The 16,417-nt window shown below is 41.5% G+C and carries 18 protein-coding genes; 14 read left to right on the top strand and 4 right to left on the bottom strand.

The genetic code is table 11. From position 1 onward, the window contains the following. Nucleotide 1: 1 nt before the first annotated feature. Nucleotides 2-742, top strand: a complete 741-nt coding sequence (rlmB, locus tag FNZ24_RS14515; RefSeq protein ID WP_153915455.1) for a 23S rRNA (guanosine(2251)-2'-O)-methyltransferase RlmB — start codon at nucleotides 2-4, stop codon at nucleotides 740-742. A 381-nt stretch (nucleotides 743-1,123) separates the two neighbouring features. Here the strand turns inward: rlmB and FNZ24_RS14520 are convergent, their stop codons facing one another. Next, nucleotides 1,124-1,867, bottom strand: coding sequence for a DUF481 domain-containing protein (locus FNZ24_RS14520; protein ID WP_153915456.1), 744 nt, complete (start codon nucleotides 1,865-1,867; stop codon nucleotides 1,124-1,126). 340 nt (nucleotides 1,868-2,207) lie between these two features. Here FNZ24_RS14520 and rpsF point away from each other — a divergent pair, with 340 nt between their 5' ends. From rpsF to rplI, 4 genes are read left to right on the top strand one after another with little or no spacing between them, the layout of a single operon-like run. Continuing rightward, on the top strand, nucleotides 2,208-2,612 hold the full coding sequence (rpsF, locus tag FNZ24_RS14525; protein WP_153915457.1) for a 30S ribosomal protein S6: 405 nt from the start codon (nucleotides 2,208-2,210) through the stop codon (nucleotides 2,610-2,612). A gap of 7 nt (nucleotides 2,613-2,619) precedes the next feature. Next, the gene (priB, locus tag FNZ24_RS14530; RefSeq protein WP_153915458.1) at nucleotides 2,620-2,922 is read left to right on the top strand and encodes a primosomal replication protein N; all 303 of its coding nucleotides are present in this window, start codon (nucleotides 2,620-2,622) and stop codon (nucleotides 2,920-2,922) included. A gap of 12 nt (nucleotides 2,923-2,934) precedes the next feature. Beyond that, the gene (gene rpsR / locus FNZ24_RS14535; RefSeq protein ID WP_055023454.1) at nucleotides 2,935-3,162 is read left to right on the top strand and encodes a 30S ribosomal protein S18; all 228 of its coding nucleotides are present in this window, start codon (nucleotides 2,935-2,937) and stop codon (nucleotides 3,160-3,162) included. Nucleotides 3,163-3,190: 28 nt separating this feature from the next. After that, nucleotides 3,191-3,643 (top strand): 50S ribosomal protein L9, encoded by a 453-nt coding sequence (gene rplI / locus FNZ24_RS14540; protein ID WP_153915459.1) that lies wholly within the window; start codon nucleotides 3,191-3,193, stop codon nucleotides 3,641-3,643. A 256-nt stretch (nucleotides 3,644-3,899) separates the two neighbouring features. Here the strand turns inward: rplI and FNZ24_RS14545 are convergent, their stop codons facing one another. Next, nucleotides 3,900-6,098 carry a S46 family peptidase gene (locus FNZ24_RS14545; RefSeq protein WP_153915460.1) on the bottom strand — a complete coding sequence of 733 codons (2,199 nt, stop codon included), beginning with the start codon at nucleotides 6,096-6,098 and terminating at the stop codon, nucleotides 3,900-3,902. A gap of 130 nt (nucleotides 6,099-6,228) precedes the next feature. Between FNZ24_RS14545 and dnaB the strand changes: the two genes are divergently transcribed. From dnaB to FNZ24_RS14560, 3 genes are all read left to right on the top strand, one after another. Then, nucleotides 6,229-7,638: a replicative DNA helicase gene (dnaB, locus tag FNZ24_RS14550; RefSeq protein ID WP_153915461.1), complete on the top strand. Its 1,410-nt coding sequence runs from the start codon at nucleotides 6,229-6,231 to the stop codon at nucleotides 7,636-7,638. A 138-nt stretch (nucleotides 7,639-7,776) separates the two neighbouring features. Further along, nucleotides 7,777-8,856, top strand: coding sequence for an alanine racemase (gene alr, locus FNZ24_RS14555; RefSeq protein WP_153915462.1), 1,080 nt, complete (start codon nucleotides 7,777-7,779; stop codon nucleotides 8,854-8,856). 76 nt (nucleotides 8,857-8,932) lie between these two features. Next, nucleotides 8,933-10,348, top strand: a complete 1,416-nt coding sequence (locus tag FNZ24_RS14560; protein ID WP_228768500.1) for an outer membrane protein assembly factor — start codon at nucleotides 8,933-8,935, stop codon at nucleotides 10,346-10,348. Here FNZ24_RS14560 and FNZ24_RS14565 read toward each other — a convergent pair. Next, on the bottom strand, nucleotides 10,345-10,821 hold the full coding sequence (locus FNZ24_RS14565) for a chemotaxis protein CheX (protein ID WP_153915463.1): 477 nt from the start codon (nucleotides 10,819-10,821) through the stop codon (nucleotides 10,345-10,347). The genes FNZ24_RS14560 and FNZ24_RS14565 overlap by 4 nt on opposite strands. A gap of 223 nt (nucleotides 10,822-11,044) precedes the next feature. Between FNZ24_RS14565 and dusA the strand changes: the two genes are divergently transcribed. The 3 genes from dusA to FNZ24_RS14580 all read left to right on the top strand — a co-directional run bounded on the left by dusA (nucleotide 11,045) and on the right by FNZ24_RS14580 (nucleotide 13,086). After that, on the top strand, nucleotides 11,045-12,067 hold the full coding sequence (dusA, locus tag FNZ24_RS14570; protein WP_153915464.1) for a tRNA dihydrouridine(20/20a) synthase DusA: 1,023 nt from the start codon (nucleotides 11,045-11,047) through the stop codon (nucleotides 12,065-12,067). Nucleotides 12,068-12,352: 285 nt separating this feature from the next. After that, nucleotides 12,353-12,700 carry a hypothetical protein gene (locus FNZ24_RS14575; protein WP_153915465.1) on the top strand — a complete coding sequence of 116 codons (348 nt, stop codon included), beginning with the start codon at nucleotides 12,353-12,355 and terminating at the stop codon, nucleotides 12,698-12,700. Nucleotides 12,701-12,879: 179 nt separating this feature from the next. Continuing rightward, a complete protein-coding gene (locus FNZ24_RS14580; RefSeq protein ID WP_153915466.1) occupies nucleotides 12,880-13,086 on the top strand; it encodes a PspC domain-containing protein in 207 nt (68 codons plus the stop codon). A gap of 176 nt (nucleotides 13,087-13,262) precedes the next feature. Here FNZ24_RS14580 and FNZ24_RS14585 read toward each other — a convergent pair whose 3' ends face one another. Continuing rightward, nucleotides 13,263-14,000 carry an enoyl-CoA hydratase gene (locus tag FNZ24_RS14585; protein WP_153915467.1) on the bottom strand — a complete coding sequence of 246 codons (738 nt, stop codon included), beginning with the start codon at nucleotides 13,998-14,000 and terminating at the stop codon, nucleotides 13,263-13,265. A 35-nt stretch (nucleotides 14,001-14,035) separates the two neighbouring features. On the opposite strand from FNZ24_RS14585, the gene FNZ24_RS14590 reads away from it, so the two are divergent. From FNZ24_RS14590 to FNZ24_RS14600, 3 genes are read left to right on the top strand one after another with little or no spacing between them, the layout of a single operon-like run. After that, on the top strand, nucleotides 14,036-14,524 hold the full coding sequence (locus FNZ24_RS14590) for a copper chaperone PCu(A)C (protein ID WP_153915468.1): 489 nt from the start codon (nucleotides 14,036-14,038) through the stop codon (nucleotides 14,522-14,524). Nucleotides 14,525-14,536: 12 nt separating this feature from the next. Continuing rightward, nucleotides 14,537-15,508: a DUF2333 family protein gene (locus FNZ24_RS14595; RefSeq protein WP_153915469.1), complete on the top strand. Its 972-nt coding sequence runs from the start codon at nucleotides 14,537-14,539 to the stop codon at nucleotides 15,506-15,508. A 2-nt stretch (nucleotides 15,509-15,510) separates the two neighbouring features. Then, a complete protein-coding gene (locus FNZ24_RS14600; protein WP_153915470.1) occupies nucleotides 15,511-16,248 on the top strand; it encodes a TIGR04219 family outer membrane beta-barrel protein in 738 nt (245 codons plus the stop codon). Nucleotides 16,249-16,417 lie beyond the last annotated feature (169 nt).

The raw sequence follows: 16,417 nt of genomic DNA on the forward strand, positions 1-16,417 counted from the left end.
AATGAAAAAACAAGATATCATTTTTGGCATCCATGCTGTTGAAGCTTTGCTACGAAATGCACCTGAGCGTGTGATTGAATTATGGGTAGTACAAGGGCGCGAGGATGAGCGTGTATTGCCATTAATTAACACTGCAAACCAATATGGTGTGTCAGTGCAGCGTTCGGGCCGTAAAGTGCTTGATGACAAATCTGCAAGCAGTCAACATCAAGGTATTGTAGCGCGAGTCAAGCCTGCAAAAATCCTGACTGAAAATGATTTAGATGCATTACTTGAGAAAGCAGAACAACCATTTCTACTTATTCTTGATGGTGTTACCGATCCGCATAACCTTGGTGCATGTTTACGAAATGCCGATGCTGCTGGGGTTCAAGGTATAATTGTTCCAAAGGATAATTCAGTTGGTTTAACTGCAACAGTGAGTAAAGTGGCATGCGGTGCAGCTGAAACTGTTCCTTTGTTTCAAGTCACTAATCTAGCGCGCACTATGCGCCATATTCAACAAAAAGGCGTGTGGATTATTGGCGCTGCAGGTGAAGCAGATTGTGAACTGTATCAAGCTGACTTAAAAGGTCCGCTTGCTATCGCGATGGGTGCTGAAGATAAAGGCCTGCGCCGCCTTACGCGTGAAAGCTGCGACTCAATCGTGTCTATTCCAATGGCGGGTAGTGTTTCAAGTTTAAACGTATCGGTTGCAACGGGTATTTGTTTATTTGAAGCGGTGCGTCAGCGCAAAGCTTAAACTAGGGCCTGTTGATCTTTCAAGGTTGTTTTTGCAGCGAATTGTTGGCCATTTATACAAGGCAGAGGCTTTGTGGTGTAGTTATTCTACATAAAAAGTCGATAACACAGTAAAAATGGCCAACAAACGCTGCCCAAAGGGTTCGACTAAAAGCATTTTACTCTTTGTTGGATGAATTTTGCTTAGATGACTAGGCATCAACTCATCCGCCTCGATTAAAACGCTTTTATTTCGAACAAAACTTAACCAGCAAAGGTCAACAGGCCCTAATAACAAGTAGATAAAATATCTATATTGAAACGGGCTTCGGCCCGTTTTTTGTTTTATTAAGCTTAAAGTGCTATTTGTTTTAAAGTTGATGGCTTAGCTGTAAAAAACAAACTACTGGAAGGTATAAAGCAGGTTAAAGGTGGTAATGGTATCGGTTTTAAAACTGTCTTCAGGGACAACGGCGGTATATTTAACATTAACGCCAATCTTAAATGCCCAATCCTGTAGGAAAGTATTTTTATAACTTAAATCTAAAGTCAGCGTATTATTGTCTTCACCGACCTCTGACGTTAAATCAGCATTAAGACTCGTGTACTCTTGCAGTTTTACTGAGTATTTAGCTGCAGTACGTAAAATGATGTCTTGGTTGGCTTCTGGGTTTAAATCTGAATCTGTCGCTTTAGGAAGGTCGTAACGGTAACCAGGACCGACTTCAAGGCTGAGACTCGTTTGATAGTTAGAGATAATATCAAAACCGTAACCTGCAGATACCGTTGACAGTTTGGTATAACTACCAAAATCATCCCAAGTGAATTCCCCACGTCCGAATACATAGCCGCTAGTTAGTTTATAGCTAGACTGAGCATAAACATCGTATTTTTCAGCAGTTGTCGATTCATCATCAGCAGCATAGTAGGCTTTTAAGGTTAATTCTTGTCGAGCTTTTTCAGTGTCGTAATTTAAATAAGTACGGCCATTGAAGTTTTGCGACTGGTTGTTACCCGTGTTTAATTGCATACCGGCTTCAATTTCAGCGTTAAAGTCACTTGGCGGTTCTTTGTAATCTGGTGGAACTAATGCCCACGCAGAAGATGAGGCGAGCAAAGTAGAAGTAAAAATGATGACTTTTTTCATTACGCTTTTCTATGAATTGTTATTAGGAACGCCTGAAATTCGGATGAAGCGACATAATACCTGTAATCGCGTGGGCTGCAAAGCTAACCGTCATTAAAAACCCTAAAGGACTTGCGTAAGCTGTTCAGTTTTATATTGAATTTTTGCAGAGTAAATTTAGATCAAATATGAAGAGTAATGGTATTTAAAACTAATAAGCTGACCGACAAAGTATTACTTGAGTTTGGTGTTGTGTTTATGTACTATGTCGCGCTCAAATCAGTCATTTAATTTCGTTCCTTGCCTCCAACTTGGTCTGACTGAGCCACACGTGAGGCTAATTAACCGTAAGGAGCAATAAATGCGTCATTATGAAATCGTATTTATGGTTCACCCAGATCAAAGTGAACAAGTCCCAGGTATGATCGAGCGTTACAGCAGTCTAATCACTGATGCTAACGGTACTATCAGCCGTCTAGAAGATTGGGGTCGTCGTCAATTGGCTTACCCAATTCAAGACCTACATAAAGCTCACTATGTTCTTATGAACGTAGAAGCAACTGCAGAGTCTATCGAAGAGTTAGAAACAGCTTTCCGTTTCAATGACGCTGTTCTGCGTAACATGGTAATGCGCACTAAAACTGCTGTTACTGAAGCTTCTCCAATGGCTAAAGCAAAAGATGAGCGTGATTCACGTCGTGCTCCTGCTGCTGCACCAGCTGCTGAAAAAGAAGTTGAAGCAAGCGCTGAAGAATCTGCTGAATAATTAATCTGTGATTAATCACTTAGTATTGTCAGGAACGATAACTCGTTCTAAGCGATTTGATAGTCCAAGCGGGATTCCACATAAGGTAATCACGTTAGAGCACAAAGCGCAGCGGTATGAAGGCCAGATGTTGAGAAATGTTTATTGCCTCATCCAAGTCATATTAAGTGGCCAACGTTTTAATAGCGTTACAGAAGAATTAAAAGCAGGCGTGCAGGTCCAAGTTGAAGGGTTTATCTCTATGCAGCAAGGACGAAATGGCCAAAATAAATTGGTTATGCACGCCGAAAATGTCGAATTGAAAACTTAGGAGACTGTCAACATGGCACGTTATTTCCGTCGTCGCAAGTTCTGTCGTTTCACCTCTGAAGGTGTTGCAGAAATTGATTACAAAGATATCGTTACTTTAAAAAACTACGTAACAGAAAGCGGTAAGATTGTTCCTAGCCGTATCACTGGTACTAGTGCTAAATATCAACGCCAACTAGCTCGCGCGATTAAGCGTGCTCGTTATCTTTCTCTACTGCCATACACTGATTTACATCAGTAATCGCAGTATTAATCAGAGGAATTAGATAATGAACGTTATTCTGCTTGATAAAATCGCTAACCTTGGAAACCTAGGTGACCAAGTTTCAGTTAAAGCCGGTTACGCACGTAACTTCCTTTTGCCACAAGGCAAAGCTGTTGTTGCTAATGACGAAAACGTTAAAGTTTTCGAAGCACGTCGCGCTGAATTAGAAGCTAAATTAGCTGCTGAATTAGGTGTTTGTGCTGCACGAGCTGAAAAGCTTGCTGCATTAGACGCAGTTGTTATCGCTTCTAAAGCTGGTGACGAAGGTAAACTATTCGGTTCAGTTGGTACTCGCGACATCGCTGATGCAGTTACTGCTGCTGGCGTTGAGCTTGCTAAAGCTGAAGTACGTCTACCTTTAGGTGCTTTACGCACTTTAGGTGACTTCGAAGTTGAAGTTCAGCTTCACACTGAAGTTAAAGCTATTGTTAATGTTTCTGTTGTTGCAGAAGACTAATAGCAATTTGCTTTAAAGAGAACACCGCCAATTGGCGGTGTTTTTTTATGCCTGCAATAAATAAAGTTGCGACTGATGGGCAGTATAGTTTGACTTGAAACAATGCATTGAAAGCAATTTAGACGAAAGTCATTTGGACTTACTCAGACAAAAGCTCAGGCAAAAATTCAGGTAAAAGCTCAGACAAAAAACTCATGGAAAATACCAATAAAAAAGGCACTTCAATAAAGTGCCTTTTGTGTAATGAACAACAGAATTAGTCTCTGACTAACTCTAACTCATCCATTAGATTTTGTGCGTTATCAACCTTATCCATCATCCATAGGATGTAACGGAAGTCGACATGGACTGCGCGGGTAATTGTTGGATTGAAGAACCAATCTTTAGTAATCGCTTCGTAAGTTGAATCAAAATTCAAGCCTACTAACTCTCCCTTACCATTGAATATCGGTGAACCTGAGTTGCCGCCTGTAGTATCAACGCTAGATAAGAAGTTAACCGGTACTGAGTTAAATTCTTCTGGTTTATCTAAACAAGAAAACAAGCTGCAGATCCATGAGCGTGGATCTTGATAAACAGAAGCCACAGTGTGTTTGCCATAGTCATTAGTTGCGATTGCATCTAATAGCTTTTTAGGCGCATTAAATGGTGCTTCTCCAGTGTGCTTGCCGACAATGCCTTCTAAGCGGGTAAACGGCTGCTTGTAAAGTGCGTCTCTGGATTGATAGCCATCAACCATACCGTAAGTGATACGTAGAGTGCGGTTTGCATCTGGATACACAGGCCAGTCATTGGCTTTGTAGTAAGCAATGATGGCTTTCATATACTCAGGACGAGCTGTTGAAAGTTGCCCTTTTAATGACTTCTCCGTTTTTTCCTGAGCCATATTGGTGTCATGTAAGGCAACGGCTAAACGAATAAACGGATCTGAACTTGTTTCAAAAGCTTGTGCATCTTTATCCATCCAAGCTAAACGCTGCTCTTTATCGGTTAGGGTAGTTAACGCATAGTAGCCATCAAGTTTTGCAGATAATGCTTCAGCATCAGAAATCTTGTTAAGCGCTTCATCCAAGATAGCCACTCGTTGATTTTGAGCCATGTAAGCATTTAAATCTTGTAGCCACAGCGTTTTATCAACAGATACATCAAAGCTGCGCTCTAAACGTTTTAGCTGCGCTGCGAACATTTTCATGTCTCGCTCTTGGAAACCTTGCTCACGTTTCGCGTCAGGTAATTGCTTTTCTTTTGCTAAGCGGTAAAGCTTTTTAGCAGCAGATAGCAGTGAACTCGATTGGGCGTTATTAAAGAAGTAATCTGTTTGAATTTGGTTTTGCTGCTTAGCTAACAGCAACTCAAGTTCGCTGATTAAGTTTTGGTTCGCTTGAGTATCTTTTTTAAGCCAAGCTAAGAAATCGTCTTCCCTAGCTTGTTTGATACCCACGATATCAGTGGCTTTGAAACCATCTAATAATCCATTGAGCTTTTTCATACGGTTAGCCATTGACGCAAGGCTACCTGCATATTTTATCGCAATGGTATTATTGTCAGCGGCCATTTGATTAATGGTGTCGATTTGTAGCTGGTATCGCTTAGCGTACGTTGGGTACATCCAATCGCTGGCAAACTCTAGTTCACTGGTTAGGCGGTAACGACTGGTAGAGCCTGGGTAGCCAGCAGCAAAAACACCATCACCAGCTTTAACACCATCGGCATTAATTTTTAAATAGCTTTTAGGCTCAAACGGTACGTTGTCTTCAGCATAGCTTGCTGGCTTACCGTCTTTGCCAACATATGCGCGTAAAAAGGTAAAGTCACCAGAATGGCGAGGGTATTCGTAGTTATCGATGTCGCCGCCAAATGCGCCAACACTTTCAGGTGGTGCGTAAACAAGGCGTACATCACGAATGATTAACTGCTTAATCAAGTAATATTCTAAACCGTTATGGAAGCTACTGACTGAGCAACGGTAGTTCTCATCAGTTTCACATTCTTTAATTAATGCTTTGCGATTTGATTGGATATCTTCGTAACGTGCTAACGGTTCTTCGCTTAAATTGGCATTCACGCTTTTAGTTACATCCGTTACGGCTTCAGTGATGTATAATCGCTCGTTAGGACCTGCTGAAGGTTCTTCTGCTTTGGTATTCGCAAGAAAGCCTTCTTCTAGGTAATTATGCTCAGTTTTACTGTTATATTGTATTGCTCGGTAGGCACAATGATGATTGGTGACAACTAGACCTTGGGGCGAAACGAAACTGGCGGTACAATAGCCGAGACCGACAACAGCATTCATAGGATATTGTGTTAAGTCTGCAAGTTGTTTTGCAGGAATTTCAATGCCGCGTTGTGCTAATTTATCTGCGATAGAAGGCATTTGATAGGGTTGCCATTGGCCTTCATCGGCATGGGCTAGCCCGGAAGACAGCACAAGGGCTGCAACGAGTGCAATACGCATGTTCTTTCCTTAAATATTATTATTGTTAGTCCGCATCAGCGGTAATGTTGCACATTGTAAGGTGCAACATGTTTGCATGACCTCGGTGTTATACCATATTTTACAAACAGGTTGGGAATTGGGAGTTTTAATGTCACAAAAAGGTCCTTTTAAGGCTAAAGAAAGGTTAAGAGATGCACAAGTTGATGCCCTCAAATTACCGCCTCACTCTATTGAAGCTGAACAGTCTGTTTTAGGTGGCTTGATGCTCGATGCCGAAGCTTGGGACAGAGTCTCAGAGGCTATCGTGGCAGATGATTTCTACTCTCGCTCTCACCGAATGATTTATGCGGCGATGAGCCGTCTTGTTGAAACCGGCCAACCTATCGATTTGATTACGGTATCTGAGCGACTTGAAGTTGAAGATCAGCTTGAAGATGCCGGTGGTTTTGCTTATTTAGGCGAGATTGCTAAAAACACCCCAAGTGCCGGTAACATTTTATCGTATGCCGATATCGTGCGTGAGCGTGCGGTTGTGCGTGACATGATTGGTGTTGCCCATGAAATTGCCGATGCAGGTTACAACCCAGAAGGGCGTAATTCAGGTGACTTACTCGATTTAGCTGAAACCAAAGTCTTTAAGATTGCAGAGTCGCGAGCCAATGCCAATGAAGGTCCTGAAGGAATTAAATCGATTCTTGAAAAGACTGTCGATAAAATTGAGCAGTTATATAATAACCCACAAAACGGTGTGACCGGGGTGTCGAGTGGCTTTAGCGACCTAGATAAAATGACTGCTGGTTTTCAGTCTGGCGATTTGGTCATTGTGGCAGCGCGTCCATCTATGGGTAAAACGACCTTTGCGATGAACTTGTGTGAACAAGCTGCGATGAATGAGGATAAGCCGGTACTTATTTTCAGTTTAGAGATGCCGTCAGAACAGATTATGATGCGTATGCTGGCGTCTTTAGGTCGAGTGGATCAAACCAAAATTCGTACAGGACAACTTGATGACGAGGATTGGGCTCGCGTGTCGTCAACAATGGGGATCATGCTGGAGCAAGGCAAGATGTACATTGATGATGGTTCAGGCTTAACGCCAACAGAAGTGCGAAGCCGTGCTAGGCGTATTGCGCGTGAGTATGGCGGACTATCCATGATCATGATTGATTACTTGCAGTTAATGCAGGTGCCGTCATTAAAAGATAATCGTACCTTGGAAATTGCCGAAATTTCTCGCTCGTTAAAGTCATTAGCAAAAGAGCTCGAAATTCCTGTTATTGCACTGTCACAGCTTAACCGCTCATTGGAGCAACGTGCTGATAAACGACCTGTTAACTCGGATTTGCGTGAATCAGGTTCGATTGAGCAAGATGCCGACTTGATCATGTTTATTTATCGTGACGAAGTGTATAACGATGACTCTGAGCAAAAAGGTGTCGCAGAGATTATTATTGGTAAGCAACGTAACGGCCCAATTGGTCGTGTTCCGTTAGCTTTCCAAGGTCAGTTTTCTCGGTTTGATAATTACTCTGGTACGCAAATATTTGACGAAGATTAATCCTGTTTCATAAAACAGACTTTCGTTAGCAAGTTGCTATTATCAAACAAGCCTCTGTTTACATAAAACAGAGGCTCATTTTTTTAGTTTTTCATGGTGCTGTTTATCTGCGCCCGTTTGCCAAGTAAGGTTAATTATTTGAAACCGTTTCCCCGTGCAGAAATCAGCCAACAAGCCTTACAAGATAACCTTGCAAGGTTAAGAGTGATAGCACCGAACAGTAAAGTTATGGCGGTTGTTAAAGCTAATGGCTACGGCCATGGTTTACTCAATGTAGCTCAATGTGTTGAAAGTGCAGACGGATTTGGTTTAGCAAGGCTTGAAGAGGCACTACAGCTTCGTGAAGGCGGTGTGAGTGCAAAATTACTGCTACTTGAAGGCTGCTTTCGTCAGTCGGATTTGCCCTTACTGGTAAAACATCAGATCGATACTGTCGTGCATCATGAATCTCAACTTGAAATGCTCGAGCAATCTCACTTAAGCGCCCCAATTACTGTTTGGCTTAAAGTTGATTCTGGCATGCACAGACTTGGTTTTAGCATTGAGCAGTTTAATGACGTTTATCAACGTTTACTGGCTTGTCCTAATGTTAAAAAGCCGATTCACTTAATGACGCACTTTGCTTGTGCCGATGAGCCTGAAAATAGTCTCACCCAACAGCAAATGGATAGCTTTAATCAACTTATTGCAGAATTACCCGGCGACAGAACCCTGGCAAATTCAGCTGGCACATTATTTTGGCCCCAAAGCCAATGTGATTGGATAAGACCAGGTATTGCTTTATATGGTGTATCACCTGTTTACGGAGATAAAGGCAGCCATCACGGTTTAGTTCCTGCAATGGAGTTAGTATCTAATTTAATTGCAGTTCGCGATCATAAAGCAGGTCAAAGCGTGGGTTATGGCGCTCATTGGACAGCCAATAAAGATACTAAATTAGGTGTCGTCGCGATTGGCTATGGCGATGGCTATCCCCGTAATGCGCCTGAAGGTACACCTGTATGGTTAAATGGACGAAGAGTACCTATTGTCGGTCGAGTTTCAATGGATATGCTGACTGTTGATTTAGGTGCCGATGCGACTGACAGCGTTGGTGACTTAGTTCAGCTTTGGGGTAAAGCGCTTGCTGTTGAGGAAGTGGCCGAGCACATTGGTACTATTGCTTACGAATTAGTCACTAAGCTGACCCCACGAGTTGTTGTCGATTTACAAGAATAAAGCCCTTAGTGGCATCTAGATGTTGCAAAGCCACAGACGTTTAACGGTGGCGGCTTTGTATTAGAAGGAAAGATAAGTGCAGTTGTATAAATCAGCCGTAATGATTTATTGCGTAGTATTTAGCGTGGGCGCTGTTGCAGGATCTGCTACATCACAAGTTCTACCTAATCAAACTCCCATGATTCAGACTGTGGCATCAGAAGGCGTACTGGCTTCTGAAGGTACACTGGCTTCTGAAGGTACACTGGTTTCAGAAGGTCCACTGGTTTCAGTTGAGCTCTCATCTGAAAAAGAGGCTGTTGAGCAGACGTCATCTCAGAAAGGTTCGTCAGAGAAAGTGTCTGAAGCAGCCCAAGCATCTCATCAATATGATCCAGAGTTTGTTGCAGTACCGATTGTATTTTCAACCGAAACCCTGAGTACCACCTTTGGCGCTGCTGGTGTCATAAAGCATGCAGGGCAAGCTCAAGCCGTTGCACTGGGTATAGGTTTATATTCTGCCAATGACAGCTGGCTTGGCTATGCTGGATTATACAATTATCAAATACCCCAACTCGATCAATGGTTGTTTAGCGCTGAGTTATTCCGTGGCCATTATGAACAAGGTATTTACTATTTACCTCAAGCCCAGCAAGCTAACGATGCTGAACGTATTGTCAGTGTGGGAGATGAAGGTTTTTCAAAGCTGCACATTAAGTATGTATTGCCAATTGGTGGCGGTGTGAATGGCGCCGCTGCGTCTCTAGCCAGAAAGAAAAATGCAATCAATTGGAATCCGTTAGAATCAGGTGTTACAACACTCAGCTTAACGCCATTCAATAAGTACCGAGAATTAGAAGCGCTAGATTATCTACCCGATGAAGCTCGCGGCTTTGAGTTTGCTTTAAACTGGGACAATCGAGACTCTGCTAATAACACCAGTGACGGCGGGCAAACGAACCTAAGATTCACCCGTGGTCTTGAGATCAATGACGATCCCAGTTGGTTTATGTGGGAATTTGAGCAAAGTGCTTTTATGTCACTAGGCAGTAATGCTTGGTTTGAAAACCAAGTAGTGGCAGCCAACTTTTACATTGCCGATACACCAAGTTGGAACAGTGTTGATGACGAAAATCAGCAGTATCATCGACCACCAACATTTGCAGGTGTTTCACTCGGAGGATTCGATAGGTTAAGAGGTTATGACTCTAAGCAGTTTACTGGACGAAGCGCGGTCAATTATGCGCTAGAGTATCGTATGACTCCTCGTTGGCAGCCACTACAAAATTTACCGGTTTTTAATTTATATGATGTGCCTTGGTGGCAGTGGGCATTATTAATTGAAGCGGGGAATGTGACCGACGAGTTTACTCTTGATGACTTACACAAAGACATGAAAACGTCTTACGGTGTGAGTGTTCGCTTTGAAGTGGAAGATATTGTTATTAGAAGTGATTTTGTCAGTGGCGGTGATGAAAGCCAGTTTTGGGTAATGGTCAATCAGCCTTTCTAATCCATTTGAAGATCTTCAAAGCATATTTCGATGTAGGCATTGCCATGCTCATGAGTAAAAGGCATTAAAATCTTTTTTCCTTTGGCTTTGTGGGCAATGGTGTGATCTTTTCCTGCGACAACAACCGGTGTCGCCATATCAAAATCATAGCCTTTATCGCTTAGTAGATTCTTAGCTCCACCTGTTACCATATTGGTAATCTCTCCAACTAAATCACTGATTTCCTGATTAATTTTAGTCGGTTTTTCACCCAACATCTTGTTCATTATTTCTAAGATTAATGCTTGATCAAATGTTATTGATAGTGACCCTTTAGTTTGTGGACCAATCATACCAATTAGCCCGGAAATATCGCCTTTTGCTTGGTCATGATTTTTTAGCTGTGGCTTACCTGGAGTGAGTTCTATCATTGCCATCGTGGTGGTAACGTTGAGCAATGATGACAAAAAAGGGTTGATAAACTCAACATTCATTTTAGGGTATCCGTTTGAATGACAATGATATGGGCTATAAAATAACAGTCTAGTATGAAGTTCAACTGCTTGCTTATTGAACAATAAAAAACACGGAGATTAATGGCTATAACTCCCTTCGAGCTTAATGGTATAATTACTTAAAATTGAGCCAATAAATGTTGGCTGCACTAAATCAGCACAACTTCGTGTGTGCTGACCTTATCTTCATTATGGTTGTTTTATGACTTCACCTGTAACACTTAACCGAGCGCTTTCAATCGCCCCAATGCTGGATTGGACGGATAGGCATTATCGATATTTTGCTAGACTGATGTCGGCAAATACTGTGCTGTATACCGAAATGGTCACCACGGGTGCCATTATTCATGGTCAAGGTGATTACTTAGCCTATAACCAAGAAGAACATCCTGTGGCTTTGCAGTTAGGTGGCTCCAATGCAAAAGATTTAGCGACGTGTGCCAAATTGGCCTTTGAGCGTGGCTATGATGAGATTAACCTTAATGTCGGTTGTCCATCTGATCGGGTGCAGAATGGCCGTTTTGGCGCTTGCTTAATGGGCGAACCTACTTTAGTTGCTGAATGCGTTGATGCGATGAAACAAGTTGCAGATATTCCGGTGACGGTAAAAACTCGCATTGGTATTGATGAACAAGACAGCTACGAGTTTTTGACTGATTTTGTTGATACCGTTAAGGGCGTTGGTTGCGATACGTTTATTGTGCATGCCCGTAAGGCTTGGTTACAGGGCTTAAGCCCGAAAGAAAACCGTGAAATACCTGAACTTAACTATGAACGTGTTTATCAGCTCAAGCGTGATTATGCCGATTTGAATATCAGTATTAATGGTGGCGTTAAAACGCTAGCGGATTCATTAACTCATCTTAAGCAGCTTGATGGCGTGATGATTGGACGTGAGGCTTATCAGAACCCTTACATTCTAGCGCAAGTGGATCAATTGATTTACGGTGAAGACAAGCCGGTTATCACCCGTGAGCAAGTGATTGAGCAAATGATGCCTTACATTGAGCAGCATTTAAAAGACGGTGGTAGGCTAAACCATATTACTCGTCACATGATTGGCTTATTTCAGGGATTACCAGGTTCAAGAGGCTGGCGTAGACATTTAAGTGAGAACGCCCATAAAGCAGGAGCGGGAGTTTCAGTTATATGGGATGCCGTGGCGAGAATGGAGCAGAGCCGCCCGCCAGCGGATGTGACTTTTTACCCTAATAATAATGTGTAAAAGCATCGCAAGATAATTGTTTAACAAGGGTCTTAAACGAGATTTAAAGCGCCAATTATTGGCGCTTTTTTTGTGGGCGCTATTTGGCTAATTAAGTTTTAGCTAATTTCACTATTTTAGTGGTTAAAAATACTAACAGTTTAAAATTTGCTCAATGAAGTTTTGTTGTTGAAAATCTTGAGTTGATAAAAAACACTTTAAAATCAGTTGTTAGAAATAATTTTAAAACTTGGCACGCAGCTTGTAATAACCATGGTGTACCCAACAATTGAAAAGGAAGACATCATGTTTAACTCAACTAATAATACAACTGGTTTAATTTCTACTAGTGACACTAACGCAAATTCAACGGCTAAAAGTGCATTGAAAAAAGCAGCTCTAGTGGCATTAATTGCTACCGCAAGTGTTAGTGCACAAGCAAACGACTTGAACAGTAACGATATGATCAATGTGCTAGAAACACGCATGAGTGAAACAGCAACAGAAATGCTGCAAACCGCAAAACAAGAAATTGTATTGTCGTTACATAGTCAAATTGCAGAGCAAGTATTTGAGTTAAACAACTCACTTGAGATAGCTGAAACAGCGCAAGAAGCGACTACAGATTCAGTATTAGCAAGTAACGAGGACTAATTTATGGATTTAATGATGATATTTCATTTAGCAGATCCATTAATCTCATTACTTCTGCTTCCCGTTGTTAGTTTTATAGTTTGTTCACTACTGATATGCGGGTTGCAGTGGTACCAATTTAAAAGTGTTGAAGCGATTTCTCAAGAGATGACAAGTTTAGATTTCGCTGGAGAAACAAAATGAACATGTCCGATGTTGAAAAGTTTTTAAAAGCAGATAAAAGCATTATATGTGGCACCACACTGTCAGTATCAAAGCAATTTGGTTGGTCAGTGATGTGGACACGAGTATTAACGTTAATCGCTATTTTTCTGAATCCGACGATGGGTCTGATAGCTTACTTTGTCACAGCTATTGTAATGAGCCTGCAAAAAACAAAATACTAATGTTAGGGTAAGTTTTTATACCCTAACATCATGGCCGTACAAGGAAGAGGCTGCTACTTCTTATCTTTTATCTTCAAAGTGCATTATTAACAGTGCATTGTTAAATGTGCAGTTACATTCTTCCTAAAGCTAAGCCTTATAGCGTTATTTCATTAGCGTGATGAATAAAAAAAATATCACCGATTTAAAAAAGCTTGGAAGCGTGCTTTAGCTTCATCACTTTTAAGTCTTTCTCCAAACACGTCTAACTCAGCTAGCATTTGTTGTTTAACTTCTGTTTGGTTGTAGCGTAGTAGTTTTTTAGATGCTTGCAGAGATTGTGGTGGTTGCGCTGCGAGTTTTTTGGCTTGTGCCAAAACAAAACTATCTAGTTCAGACTGTTCAATCACTCGGTTGATAATGTTAAGTTCGCTCGCAGTATTAGCGCTAAAACTTTCACCTAATAAAATGAGCTCAGCCGCTTTTTGCTGACCGACAATTAAGGGTAATAACAAGCTTGATGCGGCCTCGGGAACCAAGGCTAAATTAACAAAAGGCAATTGAAATTTGGCGCTATTATCAGCATAAACTAGATCGCAATGCAGTAACATGGTTGTGCCAATTCCGACAGCTGCGCCAGAAACCGCAGCAACGATAGGTTTTTTGAGGTTTAGCAGGCAATGCAGAAATTTCACAGTAGGATGAGTATCATTTAGCTCACCACTGGCAAGGAAATCTGCGATATCGTTACCTGAAGTGAAGCAGTTGCCTTCACCGCGCAACATAAAGGTACGAATGTCGTTGTCGGCCTCACCTTGGATCAGGTATTCTGTAAGCTGTTGGTACATTTTAAGATTAAATGCATTACGTTTTTCAGGGCGATTGAAACTGATAATACGTACGCCTTGATCATCCTTAACCTGAATCTGACTCATTCGTTGTTTTCCTTATGGACACGAGTAGGGTGTAAATGGAGTTTATGACATTGAAAGCAATATTCAAACAACTGTTTAGTTTTTTAGCATTAAGTGTATTTTCTTTTTCTGCTTCAGCAGGGATAATGTTAAGTGAAGGGCATGTTAGAGCTATGCCTGCGAGTGTGCCAAATACCGCAGCTTATTTAACGTTAATGAATCATTCCGATGATGCGGTGACTTTAGTTTCTGTGACGACGCCAGTTGCTGAAGAAGCGCAACTACATACCTTGGTTGAAGAAAATGGCATGGTTAAAATGCGTCAAGTTGAGGGGTTCGATATTCCATCTCATGGCACGCTGAATCTTCAGCCATCAGGTGACCATATTATGCTGCTATCATTAACCAAGCCACTTACAATAGGCGATAAAGTTCCGTTGGTATTGACCTTTAAAGACGGCCAAACCCTCGCTATTGAATTGGCTGTAGAAAAAAGATCGAATAACGATACTCAAGAAAGCAATCATCACCACCATCATCATTAAGGAGTTGTATTGATGCAAATGACAAGGAATAAAGTATTTGGAGTCGTTGGAGTAATCTTATTAATTGGTTATTTCATTGCTGTTTGGTGGAGTATTGAGCCTGATATTCTTGAGCCAGAAGTACTTCAAAATGAACGCGGGGATGACATTGTTGGTTATGCCACGACATCTTCATTAATTTCGACTATGGAAACCCTATTGGACAAACCAGGTGGATGGTTATCCAATGATATTATGCCGCCGTCAGTAATGATGGATAATATGCCGGCTTTTGAGTTTGGTGCACTTGAGCAATCTCGTGACTTAGCCTTAATCATGCGTAAAGAGTTTAGTCGTTCACAATCGCAGTCAACTGCCGATGCTGATTTACTTGCCGCACATTCAAAGTTAAATATTGAACACACTAGCTGGTTAGTGCCAAGTGCTGAAGGCGAGTACCGTGAAGCAATTAAATTACTGAAACTATATCGCGCTAAAATTAGCGATACTGAAAACAGTAATGCACAGTTTTATGCCCGTGCTGATAATCTAAATGAATGGTTAAAAGAGGTTCAGAAACGTTTGGGCAGTATGTCGCAGCGGTTATCTGCCAGCGTAGGTCAAGATCGTTTAAATACTGATTTAGCTGGTGATAACACTGCAAGGCAGTCGACACCTTCTTTGGCTAATTTAGAAATTAAAACTAGCTGGTGGAAAATTGATGATGTGCTTTATGAAAGTCGAGGCTCTGCTTGGGCTTTATTAAACTTCATGAAAGCTATCGAAGTTGATTTTGCCGATGTGTTAGAAAAGAAAAATGCTGAAGTGAGTTTGCGACAAATTATTCGTGAACTGGAAGCAACTCAGCAAACCGTTTGGAGCCCAATGGTTTTAAATGGTGATGGATTTGGATTGGTAGCGAATCACTCGTTGGTGATGGCTAATTATATATCCCGTGCAAATGCCGCGGTGATTGATTTAACTAACTTACTCTCTCAGGGATAATGATGAAAAAGACACTTCTTGCCACTGCCTTATTAGGTATGTTGAGCGTTTCTTCTGCTCATGCAGCTACTGTTGTTGGTTTTAAAGTTGGTGGTGATTACTGGGATGCTGACACCAGTGGTTCATTCAACAGCGATGATGGTGTAGCGCAAACTTATAACTATGAGTCTAAATCTCAAGGTAGCCTTTGGATTGCGATTGAGCATCCAATTCCATTGGTACCGAATATCAAAATTCGTGAAAACCGTTTAGAAGGTAAGGGCAGTCAAGTTGGCTCAAACTTTATGTTCAATGGTCATCAATTTGAATCTGACACCACAGTATATAACGACCTAAGTAACACTGATTTTGTACTTTACTATGAAATCCTGGATAACGATTTAGTGGCGTTAGATTTAGGTGCTGCTTACAAGCAAATGCACGGTTCATTGCGCGTTCAAGACCCAGGTCATCCTGAAGAAGTGGACGTAGATAGTGGTATTGTTATGGTATATGCAAGCGCTGAGGTTGGCGTACCTGGTTTAGGTTTATATGCATTTGCTGATGTGATGCTTGGTGTCGATGAAACCAGTGTTTATGATTACAACGCAGGTCTAGGTTGGAAGTTTGATGGTGTTGCTTTAGATACTGCTGTTCGTGTCGGTTACCGTGAGTTCAACTTCGATGTTGATGACTTCTCAAGTACGACACAGAATATGACCTTTAAAGGTGCATTTGCCGGTGTTGAACTGACTTTCTAACCAGTAAGTTATTAGCAATAAAAGCCGCCTAATGGCGGCTTTTTTGTGGCTCAAATTTAATATTATTTACTCAGTCATTAAGCCGCTGTTTTAGCAGATGTCATCGAACTTGAAGTGCCTGCAATTTAATTCAGAACTCAGTAAGCGTTGATGTTAATTGTTGTCGTTG

It is taken from the genome of Shewanella sp. TC10, from assembly GCF_009663145.1.
Lineage (GTDB): Bacteria > Pseudomonadota > Gammaproteobacteria > Enterobacterales > Shewanellaceae > Shewanella.